Source organism: Echinicola arenosa, from assembly GCF_014841125.1.
In the GTDB taxonomy this organism is placed as follows: domain Bacteria; phylum Bacteroidota; class Bacteroidia; order Cytophagales; family Cyclobacteriaceae; genus Echinicola; species Echinicola arenosa.
In genome coordinates, this window is sequence record NZ_JACYTQ010000004.1 from 1 (window position 1) to 17,301 (window position 17,301).

Sequence of the window (17,301 nt, forward strand, 5' to 3'; positions counted from 1 at the left end):
AATTTAGTGTAAGCAACTGATATTAAACCTATTAAAGCTTTAAAAATCAAACAACTACCGACGTAGGAGGTTTTGTTCAACGAGTGGCTAAACGCATTGCGTTTATATCTCTTATATTTTGATCTGAAAACCTACAACTAATAATTTAAATATCCAATCCTTTTAAAGGGCTTTTAATAGAAGAAAAGCCCTTAGTCGTCACATGTATAAATTTGGGTAGTTTTCGGACTTTTATGACCTAGCAAACTTTGGATATACCTAATATCTGTCCCGTTTTCCAGTAAATGGGTAGCAAAGGAATGCCTTAGTGCATGTGCAGTTACCTGCTTCTTGATCCCCATTTTATTTACAATCTTCTTTAAAACGTGCTGAATATCCCACCAACATTTGGCATCATTAAATAGGGATAAAGTCATGACTTGCTAACAATAAGTCTCAATAAGTTATGCCGCTTCCCTACACCAGTCAGGCATTAACCTTACCCTTCCTAGGGATTGATCAGGGAACAATTCCAAATTATCTTCGGATTTCACTCGGGTATTTCCGAGCTTGATCCGAAGGTGATCCGAAGGAGATCCAAGAGTGATCCGAAGAATATTCTGTTTTCCCCCAAATGGAAGTAAGGTCAGCTTAAGGACTATAAGGGAGTTGGGGGTAATAAGACGGAAGGATAGGTAAGGATTCTGTGTCGGTATTGGTCTTTAGAAAAAAGGATCAAATTCACTCAACATTCCTCTCGTACCTAGATTTCGTGGAGTTTCACCTACCAAAGGTTAGGCTTGCCCACCTTATATGGTTTATCCATATGGTGAACTTGGCTGTTCCAGCTGTCAGAACGCTTAGTTTGTAGGTAGTTTTTTATTCAAAAAATCCATTTATTTCGTTACCCATTATTTCCCCCCCGTTCACGTACACGGTAATTGTGCCGGCCAATAACAGAAGTGTAACAGGAGTTAGAACAACAATAAGAAATAACCTTTTAAATCCACTGAAAGTCATTTCTATCTAAGTACTTAGGACAAAGAACTATTACAAAGTGCACAAAAAACTTTGAGATCTCTGTGTCCTTTTTTGGTTTAAAATTATTAGCCTCGAAGGACGCTAGGGCTTCAACATTGCCTCAAGGGTGTTTTATTTTGTTTCAGAATTGCAAGCTAGTTTTTTTGGTGGTATCATTGGTTAAGAAAATACCCTGACCTTCCTAATTTAAAATTTTCATTGTATCGAGGATGAAGTTCAAGTCTTTTTTTGGCCTGGTACTGCCATTGTTATGCTTATTTTCTTGTGAAAGTCAGCAGCCAAGTGCTCCCAATTTTGTGTTTATTTTGGTAGATGACCTGGGCTGGGCGGATTTGGCCTGCTATGGCAGTGAGTTTTATGAAACGCCGAATATCGATAAGTTGGCCGCACAAGGCATGCGTTTTACCCAGGCCTATGCAGCCTCTCCTGTTTGTTCTCCTACCAGGGCTTCCATTTTGACGGGAAAGTACCCGAGTAGGCTGAATATTACGGATTGGATTCCTGGAGATGATCCTCAGAATCGGTCTTTGCTGGGACCGAACGATCTTGATGCATTGCCTTTGGAAGAAGTGACGATGGCAGAAATGTTAAAGTCAAAAGGGTACAAGACCTTTTTTGCTGGCAAATGGCATTTGGGGGATGAGGGATTTTTCCCGGAGGACCAAGGTTTTGATATCAATATTGGTGGTTATCACAAGGGAAGCCCAGTGAGTTATTATGCCCCTTACCATAATCCCAAATTGAAGGACGGGCCGGAAGGGGAATACCTCAGCGATAGGCTGGTGGATGAATCCATCCAGTTTTTGAATGCGCACAAAGAAGCCCCTTTTCTGCTTTACCTTTCTTTTTATAATGTCCATACGCCCATTCAAGCCAACAGAAAGCATGTGGAGCACTTTAAGCAAAAAGCGGAGCGTTTGCCAGATATTGGAGAGGCTGGCTATCGGGTAGAGGGCGATGGATTGACCAAGCTAAGACAGGACAATTATGCCTATGCTTCCATGGTGGCGGCCATGGATGAGAATGTGGGCCGACTTATGGCGCACTTGGATCAGTTGGGCCTCTCTGAAAATACAGTGGTGATCTTCACTTCAGATAATGGAGGCCTTTCCACCTTGGAAAAGAACCGCAAGGCCCCTACTTCCAATGAGCCTTTGAGGGCTGGTAAAGGCTGGTGCTTTGAAGGAGGAATTAGGGTTCCTTTGATTGTCAAAGGTCCAAATATTCCTGCTAAGGCCACTTCAGAAGTTCCCGTGATAAGCATCGATTACCTGAATACCATGGCCGAATTGGCGGGAATTGATCAAGAGAAAATCCCAAGCAATGACGGGGAGTCTTTGGTTCCTTTACTGCATCAAAAGGGCAACTGGAACAGGGAGGCTGTTTATTTCCATTATCCCCATTATCATGGAAGTGCCTGGAAGCCTGGTTCGGCGGTGCGAAAAGGTGACTTGATGTATATCGATTTTTTGGATGAGCAAAAGGCAGCGCTTTATAATCTGAAAAATGATCCTTCCGAAACGAATGATTTATTGGAAGAGAATCCGGAAAAGGCCCAAGAGCTGAAAGGGATTTTGGCCAAATTCCATAAAGAAACCCATTCAAAGCTTCCCAGTGTAAATCCAAATTTTAGAAAGGAATAGGGGGCTTTTTCATAGGTGAACGTTCAATGCGATCCCGTACAATAGTCGAGAGAAGCATTTGCAAGGAAAATATGCTGAGATCACTTCGCTCGTGAGGAAGTAATTGCCTTTTTTGAAACAGCCTCTTGGCAGCAACTTCATCCTTGGTGATGTCAATGCTTTTGACATCTTACTTCTTGGTGATGGCCTCTTCTTTATTGCCAAATGTGACTACATTGAGAAATGGGATCTTTTAAGGCTACGAGAGGATCCAATGGTTTGGATGAAAAGGATGAACACAGATGTAAGATAATCTATCAATCACATCTGTGTTCATCTGTATTTAGTTTTGGGTCAATAAGTTATTGCTACAGGAACAGCCTTTTGGTAGCAACTTCATCCTCGGTGATGTCATTGCCTTTGACATCGTACATCTTGGTGATGGCTTCTTCTTCTATCCCAAATATGACTTCATAATGCACTTTGCCTTTGGTTCCGGTTACTTCGTAGGCCTTGGATATGGGGGAGGACTTGGTTTCTTCACTTTCCAAAATGGTGTCCTTCACATCTTCGGGAAGATCCATGGGTTTGATCTCTACCCGGTCCAAAACACTTTGTGTGATCACCGTATTTTCAATTGAAGTGCTAGCTTGTGCACCTGCGAAAGCGAAAATACCTAATGCGAATACTAATGCTAACTTTTTCATGGTAATTAGTTTTTGTTGGTTAAATCCTATTTTTAATGCTATCGGAAATAATTTTATATTTCGGATAGGTCTAACTAATTTCACTAACTATGCCATAGGCCCAAAAGGCTTAATCAGGCCGTTTTCAAAAGCTTATAAACTGGAAATTGCTGTTTTTATGGTCAAAATGTGGAAGGTTTGTAATAGGATTTTTGAAATGCAAGACATCATGCTACCTTATTTTGGATGTAATTTGTAACATGAAGGAGCTTTTAAAAGAAATAAGGAATTGTACCGTATGTACTGAAAGTCTTCCCTTTGGCCCTAACCCAGTGGTAAGGGCAAGTGCCAAAAGCCAAATCCTGATTATTGGCCAGGCACCGGGAAAGAAGGTTCACGAAAGCAGTATCCCTTGGAATGATCAAAGCGGTGACAACCTGAGGAGGTGGTTAGGGGTGGGCGAAGAAACTTTTTATGATGCCAGTCAAATCGCATTGGTTCCCATGGGCTTCTGCTATCCAGGGACAGGAAAATCAGGAGACTTGCCTCCCAGACCTGAATGTGCTCCACTATGGCATGAGCGATTGTTGAAGCTGATGCCCCTCTTGGAACTGACCATCCTGGTAGGTAATTATGCGCAAGCTTATTATCTAAAAGGCAACATTAGAAAAACACTGACAGAAACGGTGAAGAATTATGAAAGCTACTTGCCAGCATACTGGCCTTTGCCGCACCCTTCTCCCAGAAATAACATCTGGCAGGCGAAGAACCCCTGGTTTGCCAAGGAGGTCTTGCCCAATTTAAAAAGCAGGGTGGAGGGAATATTGAAGTTGTGAAATTTGAATCTTAGGGCATCGTGCAAAAGAATAATTCATTTATATCCGCAATTTTAACAGTAGAGATTAAAAGCGAGTAGAAACGACCCTTTTGATTAAAATGACCGCTTTGGTCTTCAGACTTCAGACTCCTGGCCATTTTAACAAAGGATTTAAGGTTACTGCCAACATTGCGGATAATCAGATAATATATTACCATACTTTTCCGATTAATTGATTTTTACCTTTATTTCGGGGCATGGATTGGCAATGGATCATGGATGGCTTTGTAGCTGGGCTCCAACAAATGAGCTGGCTGGAAGCAATAGCGGTAATTTTTGGAATATTGAGCGTGTTCTTTTCCATGCGCGAAAATATTTGGGTCTACCCCACAGGGATCATCAGCACCTTGATTTATGTTTGGATTTGCCTGGAAGTAAAACTTTACGCGGATATGGGCATCAATGCTTATTATTTCTCCATGTCGATTTTTGGCTGGTACGTTTGGACCCATCCCAAGGAAGGCAAAGCGGTGCTTCCGGTCACTTGGCTGAAATGGAAAGGCTGGGTTTATGCCATTGCCCTTTTGTTGGTTTCGTATGGCGTGCTCTATTTTGTGCTTTCCAAATTCACCGACAGTGATGTTCCTTATTGGGATTCATTTACGACTTCTTCGGCATTTGTAGGCATGTACCTGATGGCCAAAAAGAAAGTGGAAAACTGGATCGCCTGGATCATCACCGACTTGGTGTCTGTTCCGCTGTACTTTTACAAAGGTTTGGTATTGACTTCTTTTCAATTCTTTTTCTTCACCATCCTGGCCACATTGGGTTTGATTGCTTGGATAAAATCAGCAAAGAGCTATGCAGCAGGAGCCTAAGAAGGTGGTGGTCATTGGCCCCGAATCCACTGGCAAGAGCACGCTTACCGAAGCTTTGGCATCTCATTACGGGGTGCCTTGGGCGAAGGAATATGCACGTGAGTACATTGAAAACCTGAACCGTGAATATACTTATGAGGATCTGCTGGAAATTGCCAAAGGACAGGTTGAGGGGGAAGAGCAGGCAGCAAAAGAGGCCAATGAATTGCTCATTTGTGATACAGATCTTCATGTGATCCACATCTGGAGTGAGCACAAATACCGGAAGACGGATCCGTGGATTTTGGCACAGGTCCAGCAAAGAAAATATGACCTATATCTCTTACTGGATATCGATATCCCTTGGGAAGAGGATCCCCAGCGGGAATATCCGGACTTGGGCATGCGTCAGTTTTTTTATGATTGGTTTGAACGATTGCTGTCGGGTAGTGGAGTTCCGGTAGTGAAAGTATCGGGAGATTCTGCTCAGAGAAAGGCGATGTCTATTGAGGCCATAGACAGCTTGTTGTCTTAAAGAATGTTAAAATCTTATTAAGTTTTTTCTATCACTTTGAGATCAATGCTCTTCTGAGGGCAAATAGGCCTATTTATTTAGGAATAAAAAAGAAACATGACCAAATTCATATTTGGCTTGGACTGGGAGACACAGAGAATCCCCTTTAATTGTCGTACCTTTAGCAGAGGTGTCTTGAATTGTTCCGTAAGGTTCTACTCAATTTCCCCGCATATTAAACATCAAATATAACATTATGGCTACGCCAAAATTTTCAAGACCTGATATTTCGTTTCATCTTGAACTCAAAAAAAGAATCAGCGATTACTTCAAGGAAGTTGGCTATTCTCAAACAGGAAATTCACAACTATTTATAAAGGCAACTGTTCTTGTTGTTGCTTTCTTGGCATTTTATGTTCACCTCGTTTTCTTTACCCCTCACTGGGCGTTTGCACTTTTGGAGTGTGTGATTCTAGGTGCCTTGACGGCTTCTATTGGTTTTAATGTCATGCATGATGGAGCGCATGGGAGTTTTAGTCGGTACCAATGGCTCAACAAAGCGGCAGGCATGTCCATCAATTTCTTGGGTGCAAATGTATTCATGTGGAAAACCAAGCACAATGTGGTCCACCATTCCTATACCAATGTGGAAGGGGTAGATGATGATATGAATGCAAGGCCATTCCTAAGACTTTGTCCAGCACAAAAGCGCTATAAAATCCATCGATTCCAGCATTACTATTTTCTGTTAACTTACTCCTTGTTGTATTTGTACTGGGTGTTTTTTACGGATTACAAAAAGTATGTCACCCAAAGGGTTGGCTTGGTTCCAATTCAGAAAATGAAGGTGATGGACCATATTTCTTTTTGGGGTTTTAAGTTGATTCATGCTGCGTTATTTATTGTATTGCCCATTTATGTAGTAGGTTTTTTGCCATGGCTCGTGGGCTTCACCGTATATGGCTTATTTGCTGGGTTGATGTTGACAGTGGTTTTCCAGTTGGCACATAGCTTAGAGGAGACCGCTTTTCCCTTGCCGGATGTTCAAACCAATAAGTTGGAGGATGAATGGGCGATTCACCAACTGAAGACGACCGCTAATTTTGCCACCAACAATAAAGTCATTTCATGGGTTTTGGGAGGCTTAAACTTTCAAGTGGAGCATCACTTATTTCCAAAGATTTCCCATGTCCATTATCCTGCTATTAGCAAGATTATCAAAGAGGCCTGTTGTGAATACAATATTCCTTACTTGGAACATGCCAAGATGAGGTTGGCTTTTTGGTCACATGTAAAGCATCTTAAGATGCTGGGCAGGGCCTAGCTGGGACTAAATTTCAATAGTTTTTCTTTCTAAGATAATCCTTCTACATTTGCATTAGCAAAAAGATCAAATAAGGGGTGCCCTAAAGAAACGGGCTGAGATCATACCCATACTACCTGATCCGGGTAATGCCGGCGAAGGGAAATGCGATTTCCGAAAAAAGGAAAGTTACGGGTGAACAATAAACAGGGTAGTCTCCCCTAGACTACTTTGATGTTTAACCAAATTAAATTCATTGCATAATGAAACGCTTATTGATGACCGCAGTTTGTTTGTTGGTCGGTTTTGGTGCTATGGCACAAAATCAAGTTAATGGCCGCATTGAGGATGCGGAAACAGGAGAAGTACTGATTGGCGCCAATGTAATACTAGAAGGCACCGGTAGGGGAAGCACTGCTGATGTAGAGGGAAATTTCTCTATCAAAAATGTGCCGAATGGAACATTTACACTTAAAGTCTCTTTTGTGGGCTACGAAACTTTTAACCGGGAGATTCAGGTGCCTGTAGGTCAGCTGGACATTTCTTTGGAGAGGAATAGCCTGCTGACGGAAGAATTTATTGTGTCGGCTACCAGGGCCTCTGAAACCACCCCAACCACCTTCCAGACTATCACCAAAGAGGAATTGGCCAAAAATAATTTAGGCCAGGATATCCCGCTGTTGCTGAACTATACCCCGTCCGTAGTGACGCACTCTGACGCTGGAGCTGGAATTGGCTACACAGGACTTAGGATAAGAGGCTCTGACCAAACCCGCATCAATGTGACGGTGAATGGAATTCCCATGAATGATGCGGAATCCCATGGGGTATTTTGGGTAAATATGCCCGACTTTGCCAGCTCGGTGGACAATATCCAGATCCAACGGGGGGTAGGAACTTCCACTAATGGAGCAGCTACTTTTGGCGCAAGCATGAATATTCAGACTGACACCAAAAAAGAAGAATCCTATGCGGAAATAGCCAATTCTTATGGCTCTTTCAACTCATGGAAGCACACGGTAAAGGCAGGGACTGGCTTGCTCAACAATCGGTGGGCAGTAGATGCAAGGCTCTCCCAGATTAGTTCTGACGGATATGTGGACAGGGCTTTTTCTGATCTGAAGTCTTATTTTGTTTCTGGTGGATACTATGGTGATGACCATGTTTTTAAAGTAAATGTATTTTCAGGAAAAGAGCAGACTTATCAGTCTTGGTATGGCTTGCCAGAATCCAAGCTGGAGGATGACCGGACTTTCAATTATTATACCTATGATAATGAAACCGACAATTACCAGCAAGACCACTATCAGTTCATTTATACCGGTAAGTTAGGCCAAAACTGGAAAGCCAATGCAGCTTTGCACTACACCTACGGCCGGGGCTACTATGAGCAATACCGTGCGGATGATGATTTTGCCAGTTATGGTTTGGAACCAGTAGTGATTGGAGACGAGACCATCGAAAGCACTGATATCATCAGAAGAAGGTGGTTGGACAATGATTTTTTCGGTGGGGTATTCTCTTTGAACTATGTGTCCGATGATGGACGTTGGGACGCCATTTTAGGTGGTGGTGCCAATCGCTATGATGGAGATCATTTTGGAGAAATCATCTGGGCCAGGGTAGCTGGTGATACGGAAATCAGGGATCGCTATTATAATAATAATGCAGTCAAAGACGATCGAAATATTTATGCCAAGGCCACCTATGAAGTAGCAGAAAGATTGTATCTTTTTGGAGACCTCCAATTCAGACAGATTGATTACCAATTTCAAGGCGTAAATGATGATCAACGGGTAGTGGATGGTCAGCAGCACTATGATTTCTTTAATCCAAAAGTGGGCATCAGCTATGAATCAGGCAATGGAAAAACATGGTATGCCTCCTATGCGGTGGCCAACAGGGAGCCTGTCAGAAGTGATTTTACAGATAATCCTATTACAGAAATTCCTAGACCGGAAAGGCTCAATAACGTGGAGGCCGGTGTCAGGGTGAAGCAGGGTAATTTCAGCTATAATGCGAACTTCTACTACATGGGCTACCATGACCAGTTGATCCTTACAGGTCAAATCAATGATGTAGGCGCCTATATACGCGAAAATGTGGAAAACTCCTATAGAGCGGGGATTGAATTGGATGGTGCTGTAAGGTTATCCCCTATGTGGACTTTAGGGGGAAATATTGCTTTCAGTAAAAATAAGATTGACGAGTTTACGGAATATGTGGATGATTATGCGGCTGAGGAGTTTCAGCAGGAGTCTTTTAGTTATACTGATACAGATATTGCCTTTTCACCAAATATAGTTGGCTCGGCGATGATTGATTTCAGACCGATCAAAAACATGGAGATCAGCTGGATGACCAAATATGTGGATGACCAGTATTTGGACAATACCCAAAACGAGGGCCGAAAGCTGGATGCTTACATCACCAATGACGTAAGGTTCGTTTATACGCTTCGTCCAAGGTTTGTGAAAGCATTGGAGTTCAATGTTAAAGTGAACAATATATTTAATGAAATGTATGAGCCCAACGGCTATACTTTCAGCTATTTCATTCCGGGTGGCAATGGTCGAGAGTTGGTCACTGAGAACTATTACTACCCTATGGCCGGAACCAATTTTATGGCCGGGGTGAATATTAAGTTTTAGGCGTAGATACTAGAAAATCCCATGGTGAATTGCCATGGGATTTTGACTTTGAAAATATAATTCACTTGATCAAGCTTCCAGAAACTCCTTGATCATTTGTAGGGTATCTTGTTCTTGTTCGAACATCCCCATATGGCCAGCATTGGGGAGTTCATGATAATAATCCACATAAGATTGATGTTTTCGGCTGGCTTCAATTTTAACCGCCCCATCCAAAACTCCAGCAATCATCAGTTTTTTACCGCTGAAATCCCGTAGTATATTCATTCGGTCTTTCCTGTCCCGCATGGCCCGTGTAAATGAAACCAGGCCTTCGAAGGTAGTGGTTTTAGCAATTTTCACGACTTCTTGTATACTATCCTTCATGGTCTCGCGGTGTTCCTCAGTGAAAAGGGGTGGCACAAAGGAATCGATGAAAGTATTTACCCCATGTTTTTCCACAAAGGTAATGGTTCGGTTTCTGACTCCTTTTTTTTCTTCATCATCAGCAAAAGCTGTGGAATGGAATAAGCCTATTCCGCCAAGTTCCTCACCCATCAATTCTGCAAGAGCTAAACTTACATATCCTCCTAAAGAATGGCCGATGACAATAGGCTTTTCCAGGTTGAGCTTACTGATCCAATCCTTTAGTAACTCTGCCGTGTACTCCAAGCTGATATTTTCTTCAAACCATTTAGTCTCTCCACAACCTGGAAGGTCTGGACAAAGTACTCGATAATAGGGTGAAAATTCCGTTTCAAATCTTTTCCACATCTCTTTGGCTTCACAAAAACCGTGGATAAAAATAACGGGCGCACCATGACCTTGGTCGGTATATTCAATAGAAGTTGTCATGAAGTGAAGTTAACTTTTAAAAAGATTTTTGCCAAAAGGAATGGCAGAAGGAAAAAAATACAAATTCCTGACATGATGCCAAATCATGTCAGGAAAGTTTTGAATATATTAATTAAGCGTGTTGTCCTGCCGAAACTGGCTCAGCTAACTTTTTTACCGCAGCTGCGATTCCGTCTGGGTCAAAGCCACACTCTCTATGTAGTTCTAATTGCGTACCATGTTCGATAATGTCATCTGGAATACCCAAACGCCTCACCTGAGCTTGGTAATCATGGTCCATCATCCACTCCAAGACAGCGCTACCAAAGCCTCCCATCAGGCAACCATCTTCCACAGTGATTACTTTCTTGAATTTGCCAAACACTTCATGAAGTAGTGATTCATCCAATGGTTTGACAAAACGCATGTCGTAGTGAGCTGGATTTAATCCTTCTTTTTCTAATTGTTCACAGGCCTCAATGGCATAGTTACCGATGTGCCCGATGGTTAAGATGGCTACTTCATCACCTTCTTTGATGATTCTGCCCTGTCCAGTTGGGATTTCGCGCATAGGTGTTCTCCAGTCAGGCATGACACCTTGCCCTCTAGGATATCTAATGGAATATGGCCCATCAAACTTGGAAGCAGAATACATCATGTTTCGAAGTTCTTCCTCATTCATAGGGGCACTTACCACTAGGTTAGGCACACATCTGAAATAAGCCAAATCATAGGCGCCATGGTGGGTAGGTCCATCTGCACCCGCAAAACCTGCGCGGTCCAGGCAAAAGACTACAGGAAGGTTTTGCAGACATACATCATGTACTACTTGATCGTAAGCCCGCTGCATAAATGTACTGTAGATGTTACAGAATGGCTTTAGGCCTTGGGTGGCCAAACCTGCTGAGAAGGTGACCGCATGCTGTTCGGCAATGCCCACATCAAACGCCCTATGAGGCATTTCCTTCATCATGATGTTCATGGATGAACCTGAAGGCATAGCAGGCGTGATGCCCATGATGGTTTCATCCTCTTCAGCCAGTTCTACCAAAGTATGTCCGAAGACATCCTGATATTTGGGAGGCTGGGGTGTGTCATGTATCTTTTTGGCGATTTCGCCCGTGATTTTATCAAATTTACCAGGAGCGTGCCATTTGGTTTGGTCTTTTTCAGCCAAGTCATAGCCTTTCCCTTTCACAGTTAGGCAATGAAGGATTTTAGGTCCTGGGATTTTCTTTAAATCATTGAGTACTTCCACCAAGTGATTGACATCATGGCCATCTACTGGGCCGAAGTAACGAAGATTTAAAGATTGGAAAAGATTACTTTGTTTGAGCAAAGCTGATTTGACAGCTCCCTCCACTTTGGAGATGATTTCTTGGGCACTGGATCCAAATTTGCTGAACTTGCCTAATATCCTCCAAAGATCATCTTTGAACCTGTTATAAGTCTGGGAAGTGGTAATGTCCGTAAGATAATCTCTCAATGCACCCACATTAGGGTCTATGGACATGCAATTGTCATTGAGGATGATGATCATGTTGGTGTCAGATACTCCTGCATGGTTCATGGCTTCAAAAGCCATTCCCCCAGTCATGGAGCCATCCCCGATCACAGCAACATGTTGTTTTAAATCATCACCTTTATACTTTGAAGCCATGGCCATTCCCAGTGCTGCAGAAATGGAAGTGCTGGAGTGACCCACTCCAAAACTGTCATATTCACTTTCCTTTCGCTTGGGAAAACCTGAAATGCCTTTATAAAGTCTGTTTGTGTGGAATTTCTCCCTTCTTCCTGTCAAAATTTTATGGCCATATGCCTGATGGCCTACGTCCCAAATTAACTGGTCTGAAGGGGTGTTGAGTACATAATGCAATGCAACAGTTAGTTCAACTACCCCTAAGCTGGCGCCGAAATGTCCTCCATAGACAGACACACTGTCGATGATATACTGACGCAACTCTTCACATATTTGTACGAGTTGATCCTTACTGAACTTTTTCAGTTCATCTGGAGAGTTGATTTGTGCGAGTAGTTTTCCTGGTTCTATTAGCATTGCAAGTTAGTCCCGTGTGCAATTATAACTGAGACTTGATTCTATTGTTTTCAATATAGCTAAAATTTAGCCAATCTTTTTATCAATAAGAATTCTTATTGATTTTGAACGGTCTCATGTTGATTTTTGTATATATGTAATATCTTTGATATTCAATTCGATCGCAAAATTAAGAGAAATTTAATAGTATCCAGTGAGTTTCGAGATCAAATTACCGCTTTTTGAAGGACCATTCGATTTGCTCCTGTTCTTTATTGAGCGGGATGAATTGGATATTTATGATATTCCCATCTCAAAAATCACACATGATTTCCTCGATTACCTGCAGCATTTGGAGAAAATGGAGATAGAAGTGGCCAGCGAATTTATCCTTGTAGCCGCTACTTTGATGAAGATAAAATCCAAAATGTTGATCCCACGACCTGAGTTGGATGAGAATGGAGAGGAGATTGATCCAAGAGAGGAATTGATCAAGCATTTATTGGAGTATAAAAGATACAAGTCCGTCATTTCTGATTTGTCGGAAATGGAGGCGGAGAGAATGACCAAAGAAAAACGTGGCAATATTGCTGCAGAGCTTAAGGAGCTTAGCAAGATTGACAATGTGGAAAGTGAAATCCAGGATTTGGATTTGTACAAAATCCTCAAGGTTTTCCAAAAGGTGATGGCGAAGTATGCTTCGCGTACAGATGAAACCACACATACGGTCATCCAGTACCCCTACACTATCGATCAGCAAAAAAACTTTGTACTAGACAAAATTAGTTTTAAGAAACGAATGCCCTTTTCTGAGTTTATTGAATATAAACCTGATAAAATATTTGTGATCTACACCTTTTTGGCAATTTTGGAGCTCTTGCAACTTTCCATGGTGACTATCAAGTTGGGAGAAGGGTTTAATAATTTTTGGGTAGAGAAAACAGAAGAAATTCCGGCCTAGTACTTATGAAGTTAGACAACAAAGAGATTTTCAAAACACTTAACCCGAATAAGGTTTGGATTCCCGTGCTTATAGGTATTGGAATAGTCTTTTTGATGTTCTATACCGATCCTTCGATCACAAGGGAGAATTTGGAAAGTGTATTTGATGCTTCCTTGCTTAGCTTAGGGATAGCCTTTTTGGTAATAGCCATGAGAGATGCGGGCTATGTATATAGAATCCGGGAAATTACCGACAAGAAATTGACTTGGACCAGGGCGATCTATGTCATTATTCTCTGGGAGTTTGCTTCCGCGGTGACGCCATCTATTGTAGGAGGAACAGCTGTAGCGGTATTTATATTGCACAAAGAAGGGATCAAGCTAGGCAAAGCCATTGCTTATGTGATGATCACTGCTATTTTGGACAACCTGTTTTTTGTGATTGGAGCTCCTATTGTTTTGTATTTGGCCCAAGGAAGTATTTTTCCGGAAAGCAGGGTGCTGGAACTTCGGTTAGGAAAGAGTTTGAATTTGATCTTTTGGCTGAGTTATTCCTTGTATGCGGTTTATTCTTTGGTTATGGCTTTGGCTTTGTTTTATCGTCCGAGGGTTTTTAAGTGGGTGCTTTTAAAAATATTTGGCATCAAATGGATCAGGAAGTGGAAGCATAATGCGAGTGAATATGGTGATCAAATCATAGAATCAAGTAAAGAGCTTCAGGGTAAGAAATTGGGATATTGGCTGACCATTATATTTGCAACTATCTTTATTTGGTCCTCCAGGTACTTGATGCTGAATGCACTGATAACAGCTTATGTGGACCTGAGTTTGTCACAGCACATTATCGTATTTGCAAGGCAAATTATCATGTGGATCGTGATGATGATTTCTCCAACACCAGGCAGCAGTGGAACGGCAGAATTCTTCTTTGCCCAGTTCTTTTATGAGTTTTTGTCCAATTACACCTTTGTAACCAGCATCCTGTGGAGGATGTTGTCCTACTATCCCTATTTACTTTTGGGAGCGATCTTTTTGCCAAGGTGGATCAGGCAGGTTTTTTTCAAAAAGAAATAAGCAAAGGCCTTCTGTAAGGCAATCAATCAGCTGACTCCAATTGAGTTTTCATTGTATCAGTTTTTGATAGACTTGCGTCTAGGCAGTAGCAATAAAGTTCTTAAAAATGAAAAAGCTTTACTTAATAGCTGGAGTGATACTATTACTAGCCTTTCAGTGTGAAGACAATGAACCTGGTGCAGGAGATAATTGCATTGATCCGGATAAAATCAATCCTAGCGCTGCTTGCTATGAAATCTATGCGCCAGTTTGTGGATGTGATGGAAAGACTTATGCAAATGACTGTTATGCAGCTGCTGCTGGAGTGAGGTCTTGGACAGAAGGAGCCTGTGAAAAGTAAAACTCCCCTGTTTTTCCAGAGGAGTTTAGAGTGATATTATAGTACTCTTTCGAATTGGCTGAAGTAGAAGTTTCCTTCGATTTCGGCATTTTCGTCAGAATCAGAGCCGTGAACGGCATTTGCTTCGATAGACTTGGCAAACAACTTACGGATGGTTCCCTCAGCTGCATCAGCAGGGTTGGTAGCACCGATCAATTTTCTAAAGTCTTCCACTGCATTGTCTTTTTCAAGGATGGCAGCGATGATAGGGCCTGAAGACATGTAGTTGCAAAGGTCATTGTAAAAAGGACGCTCCTTATGTACAGCGTAGAATTTACCTGCTAGCTCAGCTGTAAGCTGAGTGGCTTTGATAGCTACAATTTTGAATCCTGCCTCTTCGATCATTTTAAGGATCGCACCTGAATTACCTGCGCCGAAAGCATCAGGCTTGATCATAGTGAATGTTCTGTTACTTGCCATTTGTATTTATTTAGAATATAAGGTTTATATTTCGGCTGCAAAAATAGTGTTTTTAATGGAAAGTCATGGTATATGAGGTTATTTGTAGGTTATCTTATTCATTTTTAGTGGCTTATATAAATTGGGATTTTTAAAAAATTATAATGACCTTTGCATCTTGTGTACTGTGAAAAGTGCTACTAAAATAATGTAGATGCTAGAGTTAGAGTCATTTAAAAAACTACTGTCCTCACCAAAGAAAATCGTAATCACCACACATCATAAGCCCGATGCAGATGCTTTGGGATCATCCCTTGGGATGGCCAATTACCTCAAGAAAAAAAATCATGAGGTAACTGTGATTACGCCTTCTGATTATCCTTCCTTTTTGTATTGGATGAAAGGTAATGATGAAGTACTTAACTTTGAGGAGAAGGGCCATGCAAAGGAAATCAATGATAAAATGACAGCTGCTGAAATGGTCATTTGCCTTGATTTTTCCTGTCTTAGCAGGATCAATGAACTAGGGGAGATGGTCAAACAATCCACCGCTGTCAAAGTGAATATTGATCATCACCTAGACCCGGAAGATTTTGCGGATTTTAGGTATTGGAGCACAGAGGCTGCTGCTACCTGTGAGTTGGTTTTTGACCTGATTGTTAAATTGGGGGATAAAGATCTCATTGATGCTGACATCGCAGATTGCCTGTACTCGGGTATCATGACTGATACAGGAGGTTTTCGCCATCCAAATACCACCAAGCATGTGCATATGGTCACGGCTGAGTTGATTGGCTTGGGCGCTGACAATGCAAAAATATCCCGTTTGATATACGATACCAATTCCGTAAACCGTCTAAAGTTTATAGGTTTTGCCTTAAGTAGAAGATTGATCATTCACAATGATCTTCGTACTGCATATTTTTGGATTTCTAAAAGAGATCTTAAGAAATATGATTCACGTACGGGTGATACGGAGGGATTAGTAAATTATGCCCTTTCATTGGATGGGATAAAAATAGCCGCTTTGTTTACCGAGCGTAAAGACGGTGTCAAGATTTCCTTCAGGTCTGTGGAAGATATTGCAGTAAACAAGTTTGCAGCAAAATATTTCAATGGTGGAGGGCACAAAAATGCCGCTGGTGGCAAATCAGACTTGCCACTTAAGGAGACAATTGAGAAATTTGAAAAATTAATAAAAGAAAATCAGGAAAGATTATTAAATCAACTAGAGTTAGTCAATGAAAAACATTAAAAGTTTGATGTTGTCAGCAGGTGTGTTGGCAACATGTTTCGGCGTAGTATCTTGTCAAAAGAGCAAAACCACTGAAGATGGGACAGAGTATACTTACATCGAAGAGGGTACTGAAAAGCCAGAAAATGGCCAGTTTGTAATTTATGAATTTACAGCTAAAAACAGTAAGGACTCCGTCTTTATCTCAAGTATAGAAAATGGTGCACCAGCTTATATGATGCACAATGATTCTATCAAAAGGTATGATACCACTAAGGTAAGACCAGGGATCGATGAGATTTTTTCCAATCTTTGTAAAGGCGACAGCATCCAATTCTCCTCTACTGCATCCAAAATTTTTGGTGAGATGAATACGCCGCCATTCTTAAGCGCTGATGAGACCGTGACCTTGAACATCGGGGTGACAGATATCTTGGATGAATCTGAGATGCAGGACTTCATGAGTAAGGTGCAAGAGAAGCAACGTGCCAAAATGGAGAAAAAGTCTGAAGAGCAACTGGCCACTGATATCAAAACGATTCAGGACTATATGGCAGAAAACAACCTGAATGCGACAAAGACGGAATCTGGTCTTTTCTATATCATTGAAGAGGAAGGTGATGGCGAATCGGTGGAAGATGGAAATACTGTTTCTGTAAACTATACAGGTTATGTGCTTGACGGAACAGTGTTCGATACTAGTGTAGAAGAAGTGGCCAAAGAAAATGATATCTTCAATGAGGGTCGTCCTTATGAGCCTTTCAGTGTAATGGTAGGCCAAGGAAGAGTGATTCCTGGTTGGGATGAAGGTTTGCAGTTATTGAAAGGTGGAAGTAAAGCAAAATTGTTGATCCCATCTACTTTAGCTTATGGCCCTAGACAGGCTGGAGAGGTCATTAAGCCAAACTCTATTTTGGTTTTCGACGTTGAAGTAGTGGATGTTCAGAAGTAATTG

At 41.6% G+C, this 17,301-nt stretch carries 17 protein-coding genes and 1 riboswitch; of the genes, 12 read left to right on the plus strand and 5 right to left on the minus strand.

The genetic code is table 11. The features are described 5' to 3' along the window. Window positions 1-191: 191 nt before the first annotated feature. On the minus strand, window positions 192-416 hold the full coding sequence (locus IFO69_RS12280; protein WP_317173459.1) for a tyrosine-type recombinase/integrase: 225 nt from the start codon (window positions 414-416) through the stop codon (window positions 192-194). An 813-nt stretch (window positions 417-1,229) separates the two neighbouring features. Between IFO69_RS12280 and IFO69_RS12285 the strand changes: the two genes are divergently transcribed. Together IFO69_RS12285 and IFO69_RS12290 are read left to right on the plus strand one after the other, a co-directional pair. After that, window positions 1,230-2,663, plus strand: a complete 1,434-nt coding sequence (locus IFO69_RS12285) for a sulfatase (protein ID WP_192010416.1) — start codon at window positions 1,230-1,232, stop codon at window positions 2,661-2,663. 112 nt (window positions 2,664-2,775) lie between these two features. Continuing rightward, window positions 2,776-2,955, plus strand: a complete 180-nt coding sequence (locus IFO69_RS12290; RefSeq protein ID WP_192010417.1) for a hypothetical protein — start codon at window positions 2,776-2,778, stop codon at window positions 2,953-2,955. A 55-nt stretch (window positions 2,956-3,010) separates the two neighbouring features. Here IFO69_RS12290 and IFO69_RS12295 read toward each other — a convergent pair whose 3' ends face one another. Then, entirely contained in the window at window positions 3,011-3,349 is a 339-nt protein-coding gene (locus IFO69_RS12295) for a hypothetical protein (protein ID WP_192010418.1), read from the minus strand. Between the two features lie 239 nt (window positions 3,350-3,588). Here IFO69_RS12295 and IFO69_RS12300 point away from each other — a divergent pair, with 239 nt between their 5' ends. From IFO69_RS12300 to IFO69_RS12320, 5 genes are all read left to right on the plus strand, one after another. Next, window positions 3,589-4,164, plus strand: a complete 576-nt coding sequence (locus IFO69_RS12300) for a uracil-DNA glycosylase family protein (RefSeq protein WP_192010419.1) — start codon at window positions 3,589-3,591, stop codon at window positions 4,162-4,164. 238 nt (window positions 4,165-4,402) lie between these two features. Next, entirely contained in the window at window positions 4,403-5,023 is a 621-nt protein-coding gene (pnuC, locus tag IFO69_RS12305; protein WP_192010420.1) for a nicotinamide riboside transporter PnuC, read from the plus strand. Then, a complete protein-coding gene (locus IFO69_RS12310; RefSeq protein ID WP_192010421.1) occupies window positions 5,007-5,537 on the plus strand; it encodes an AAA family ATPase in 531 nt (176 codons plus the stop codon). The genes pnuC and IFO69_RS12310 overlap by 17 nt, the downstream gene beginning before the upstream one ends. Before the next feature lie 235 nt (window positions 5,538-5,772). Continuing rightward, a complete protein-coding gene (locus IFO69_RS12315) occupies window positions 5,773-6,840 on the plus strand; it encodes a fatty acid desaturase family protein (RefSeq protein WP_192010422.1) in 1,068 nt (355 codons plus the stop codon). A gap of 63 nt (window positions 6,841-6,903) precedes the next feature. Further along, window positions 6,904-7,000, plus strand: a riboswitch (TPP riboswitch). Between the two features lie 82 nt (window positions 7,001-7,082). Further along, a complete protein-coding gene (locus IFO69_RS12320; RefSeq protein WP_192010423.1) occupies window positions 7,083-9,470 on the plus strand; it encodes a TonB-dependent receptor in 2,388 nt (795 codons plus the stop codon). A gap of 69 nt (window positions 9,471-9,539) precedes the next feature. Here the strand turns inward: IFO69_RS12320 and IFO69_RS12325 are convergent, their stop codons facing one another. Continuing rightward, window positions 9,540-10,304, minus strand: coding sequence for an alpha/beta fold hydrolase (locus tag IFO69_RS12325; protein ID WP_192010424.1), 765 nt, complete (start codon window positions 10,302-10,304; stop codon window positions 9,540-9,542). A gap of 112 nt (window positions 10,305-10,416) precedes the next feature. Further along, window positions 10,417-12,339, minus strand: a complete 1,923-nt coding sequence (gene dxs / locus IFO69_RS12330; RefSeq protein WP_192010425.1) for a 1-deoxy-D-xylulose-5-phosphate synthase — start codon at window positions 12,337-12,339, stop codon at window positions 10,417-10,419. A 193-nt stretch (window positions 12,340-12,532) separates the two neighbouring features. Here dxs and IFO69_RS12335 point away from each other — a divergent pair, with 193 nt between their 5' ends. The 3 genes from IFO69_RS12335 to IFO69_RS12345 all read left to right on the plus strand — a co-directional run bounded on the left by IFO69_RS12335 (window position 12,533) and on the right by IFO69_RS12345 (window position 14,674). Next, the gene (locus IFO69_RS12335) at window positions 12,533-13,279 is read left to right on the plus strand and encodes a segregation and condensation protein A (RefSeq protein WP_192010426.1); all 747 of its coding nucleotides are present in this window, start codon (window positions 12,533-12,535) and stop codon (window positions 13,277-13,279) included. A 5-nt stretch (window positions 13,280-13,284) separates the two neighbouring features. After that, window positions 13,285-14,334: a lysylphosphatidylglycerol synthase transmembrane domain-containing protein gene (locus IFO69_RS12340; RefSeq protein WP_192010427.1), complete on the plus strand. Its 1,050-nt coding sequence runs from the start codon at window positions 13,285-13,287 to the stop codon at window positions 14,332-14,334. Window positions 14,335-14,440: 106 nt separating this feature from the next. Continuing rightward, window positions 14,441-14,674 carry a Kazal-type serine protease inhibitor family protein gene (locus tag IFO69_RS12345; RefSeq protein ID WP_192010428.1) on the plus strand — a complete coding sequence of 78 codons (234 nt, stop codon included), beginning with the start codon at window positions 14,441-14,443 and terminating at the stop codon, window positions 14,672-14,674. A gap of 36 nt (window positions 14,675-14,710) precedes the next feature. On the opposite strand, the gene IFO69_RS12350 is transcribed toward IFO69_RS12345, so the two are convergent. Continuing rightward, a complete protein-coding gene (locus IFO69_RS12350) occupies window positions 14,711-15,133 on the minus strand; it encodes a nucleoside-diphosphate kinase (RefSeq protein ID WP_192010429.1) in 423 nt (140 codons plus the stop codon). A 193-nt stretch (window positions 15,134-15,326) separates the two neighbouring features. On the opposite strand from IFO69_RS12350, the gene IFO69_RS12355 reads away from it, so the two are divergent. Together IFO69_RS12355 and IFO69_RS12360 are read left to right on the plus strand one after the other, a co-directional pair. Beyond that, complete coding sequence (locus IFO69_RS12355; protein WP_192010430.1) at window positions 15,327-16,367, plus strand: DHH family phosphoesterase; 1,041 nt, start codon at window positions 15,327-15,329, stop codon at window positions 16,365-16,367. Beyond that, complete coding sequence (locus IFO69_RS12360; protein WP_192010431.1) at window positions 16,354-17,298, plus strand: FKBP-type peptidyl-prolyl cis-trans isomerase; 945 nt, start codon at window positions 16,354-16,356, stop codon at window positions 17,296-17,298. Before IFO69_RS12355 ends, IFO69_RS12360 begins: the two co-directional genes overlap by 14 nt. The last annotated feature ends 3 nt before the right edge of the window (window positions 17,299-17,301 follow it).

Excerpts from the sequence above, each read along its gene's own strand:
- IFO69_RS12325 (WP_192010424.1), bottom strand. The coding sequence starts at position 10,304 with ATGACAACTTCTATTGAATATACCGACCAAGGTCATGGTGCGCCCGTT.
- IFO69_RS12310 (WP_192010421.1), top strand. The coding sequence starts at position 5,007 with ATGCAGCAGGAGCCTAAGAAGGTGGTGGTCATTGGCCCCGAATCCACT.
- IFO69_RS12300 (WP_192010419.1), top strand. The coding sequence starts at position 3,589 with ATGAAGGAGCTTTTAAAAGAAATAAGGAATTGTACCGTATGTACTGAA.
- IFO69_RS12345 (WP_192010428.1), top strand. The coding sequence starts at position 14,441 with ATGAAAAAGCTTTACTTAATAGCTGGAGTGATACTATTACTAGCCTTT.
- IFO69_RS12355 (WP_192010430.1), top strand. The coding sequence starts at position 15,327 with ATGCTAGAGTTAGAGTCATTTAAAAAACTACTGTCCTCACCAAAGAAA.
- IFO69_RS12340 (WP_192010427.1), top strand. The coding sequence starts at position 13,285 with ATGAAGTTAGACAACAAAGAGATTTTCAAAACACTTAACCCGAATAAG.
- IFO69_RS12280 (WP_317173459.1), bottom strand. The coding sequence starts at position 416 with ATGACTTTATCCCTATTTAATGATGCCAAATGTTGGTGGGATATTCAG.
- IFO69_RS12350 (WP_192010429.1), bottom strand. The coding sequence starts at position 15,133 with ATGGCAAGTAACAGAACATTCACTATGATCAAGCCTGATGCTTTCGGC.
- IFO69_RS12295 (WP_192010418.1), bottom strand. The coding sequence starts at position 3,349 with ATGAAAAAGTTAGCATTAGTATTCGCATTAGGTATTTTCGCTTTCGCA.
- IFO69_RS12320 (WP_192010423.1), top strand. The coding sequence starts at position 7,083 with ATGAAACGCTTATTGATGACCGCAGTTTGTTTGTTGGTCGGTTTTGGT.
- IFO69_RS12360 (WP_192010431.1), top strand. The coding sequence starts at position 16,354 with ATGAAAAACATTAAAAGTTTGATGTTGTCAGCAGGTGTGTTGGCAACA.
- IFO69_RS12285 (WP_192010416.1), top strand. The coding sequence starts at position 1,230 with ATGAAGTTCAAGTCTTTTTTTGGCCTGGTACTGCCATTGTTATGCTTA.
- IFO69_RS12315 (WP_192010422.1), top strand. The coding sequence starts at position 5,773 with ATGGCTACGCCAAAATTTTCAAGACCTGATATTTCGTTTCATCTTGAA.
- pnuC (WP_192010420.1), top strand. The coding sequence starts at position 4,403 with ATGGATTGGCAATGGATCATGGATGGCTTTGTAGCTGGGCTCCAACAA.
- dxs (WP_192010425.1), bottom strand. The coding sequence starts at position 12,339 with ATGCTAATAGAACCAGGAAAACTACTCGCACAAATCAACTCTCCAGAT.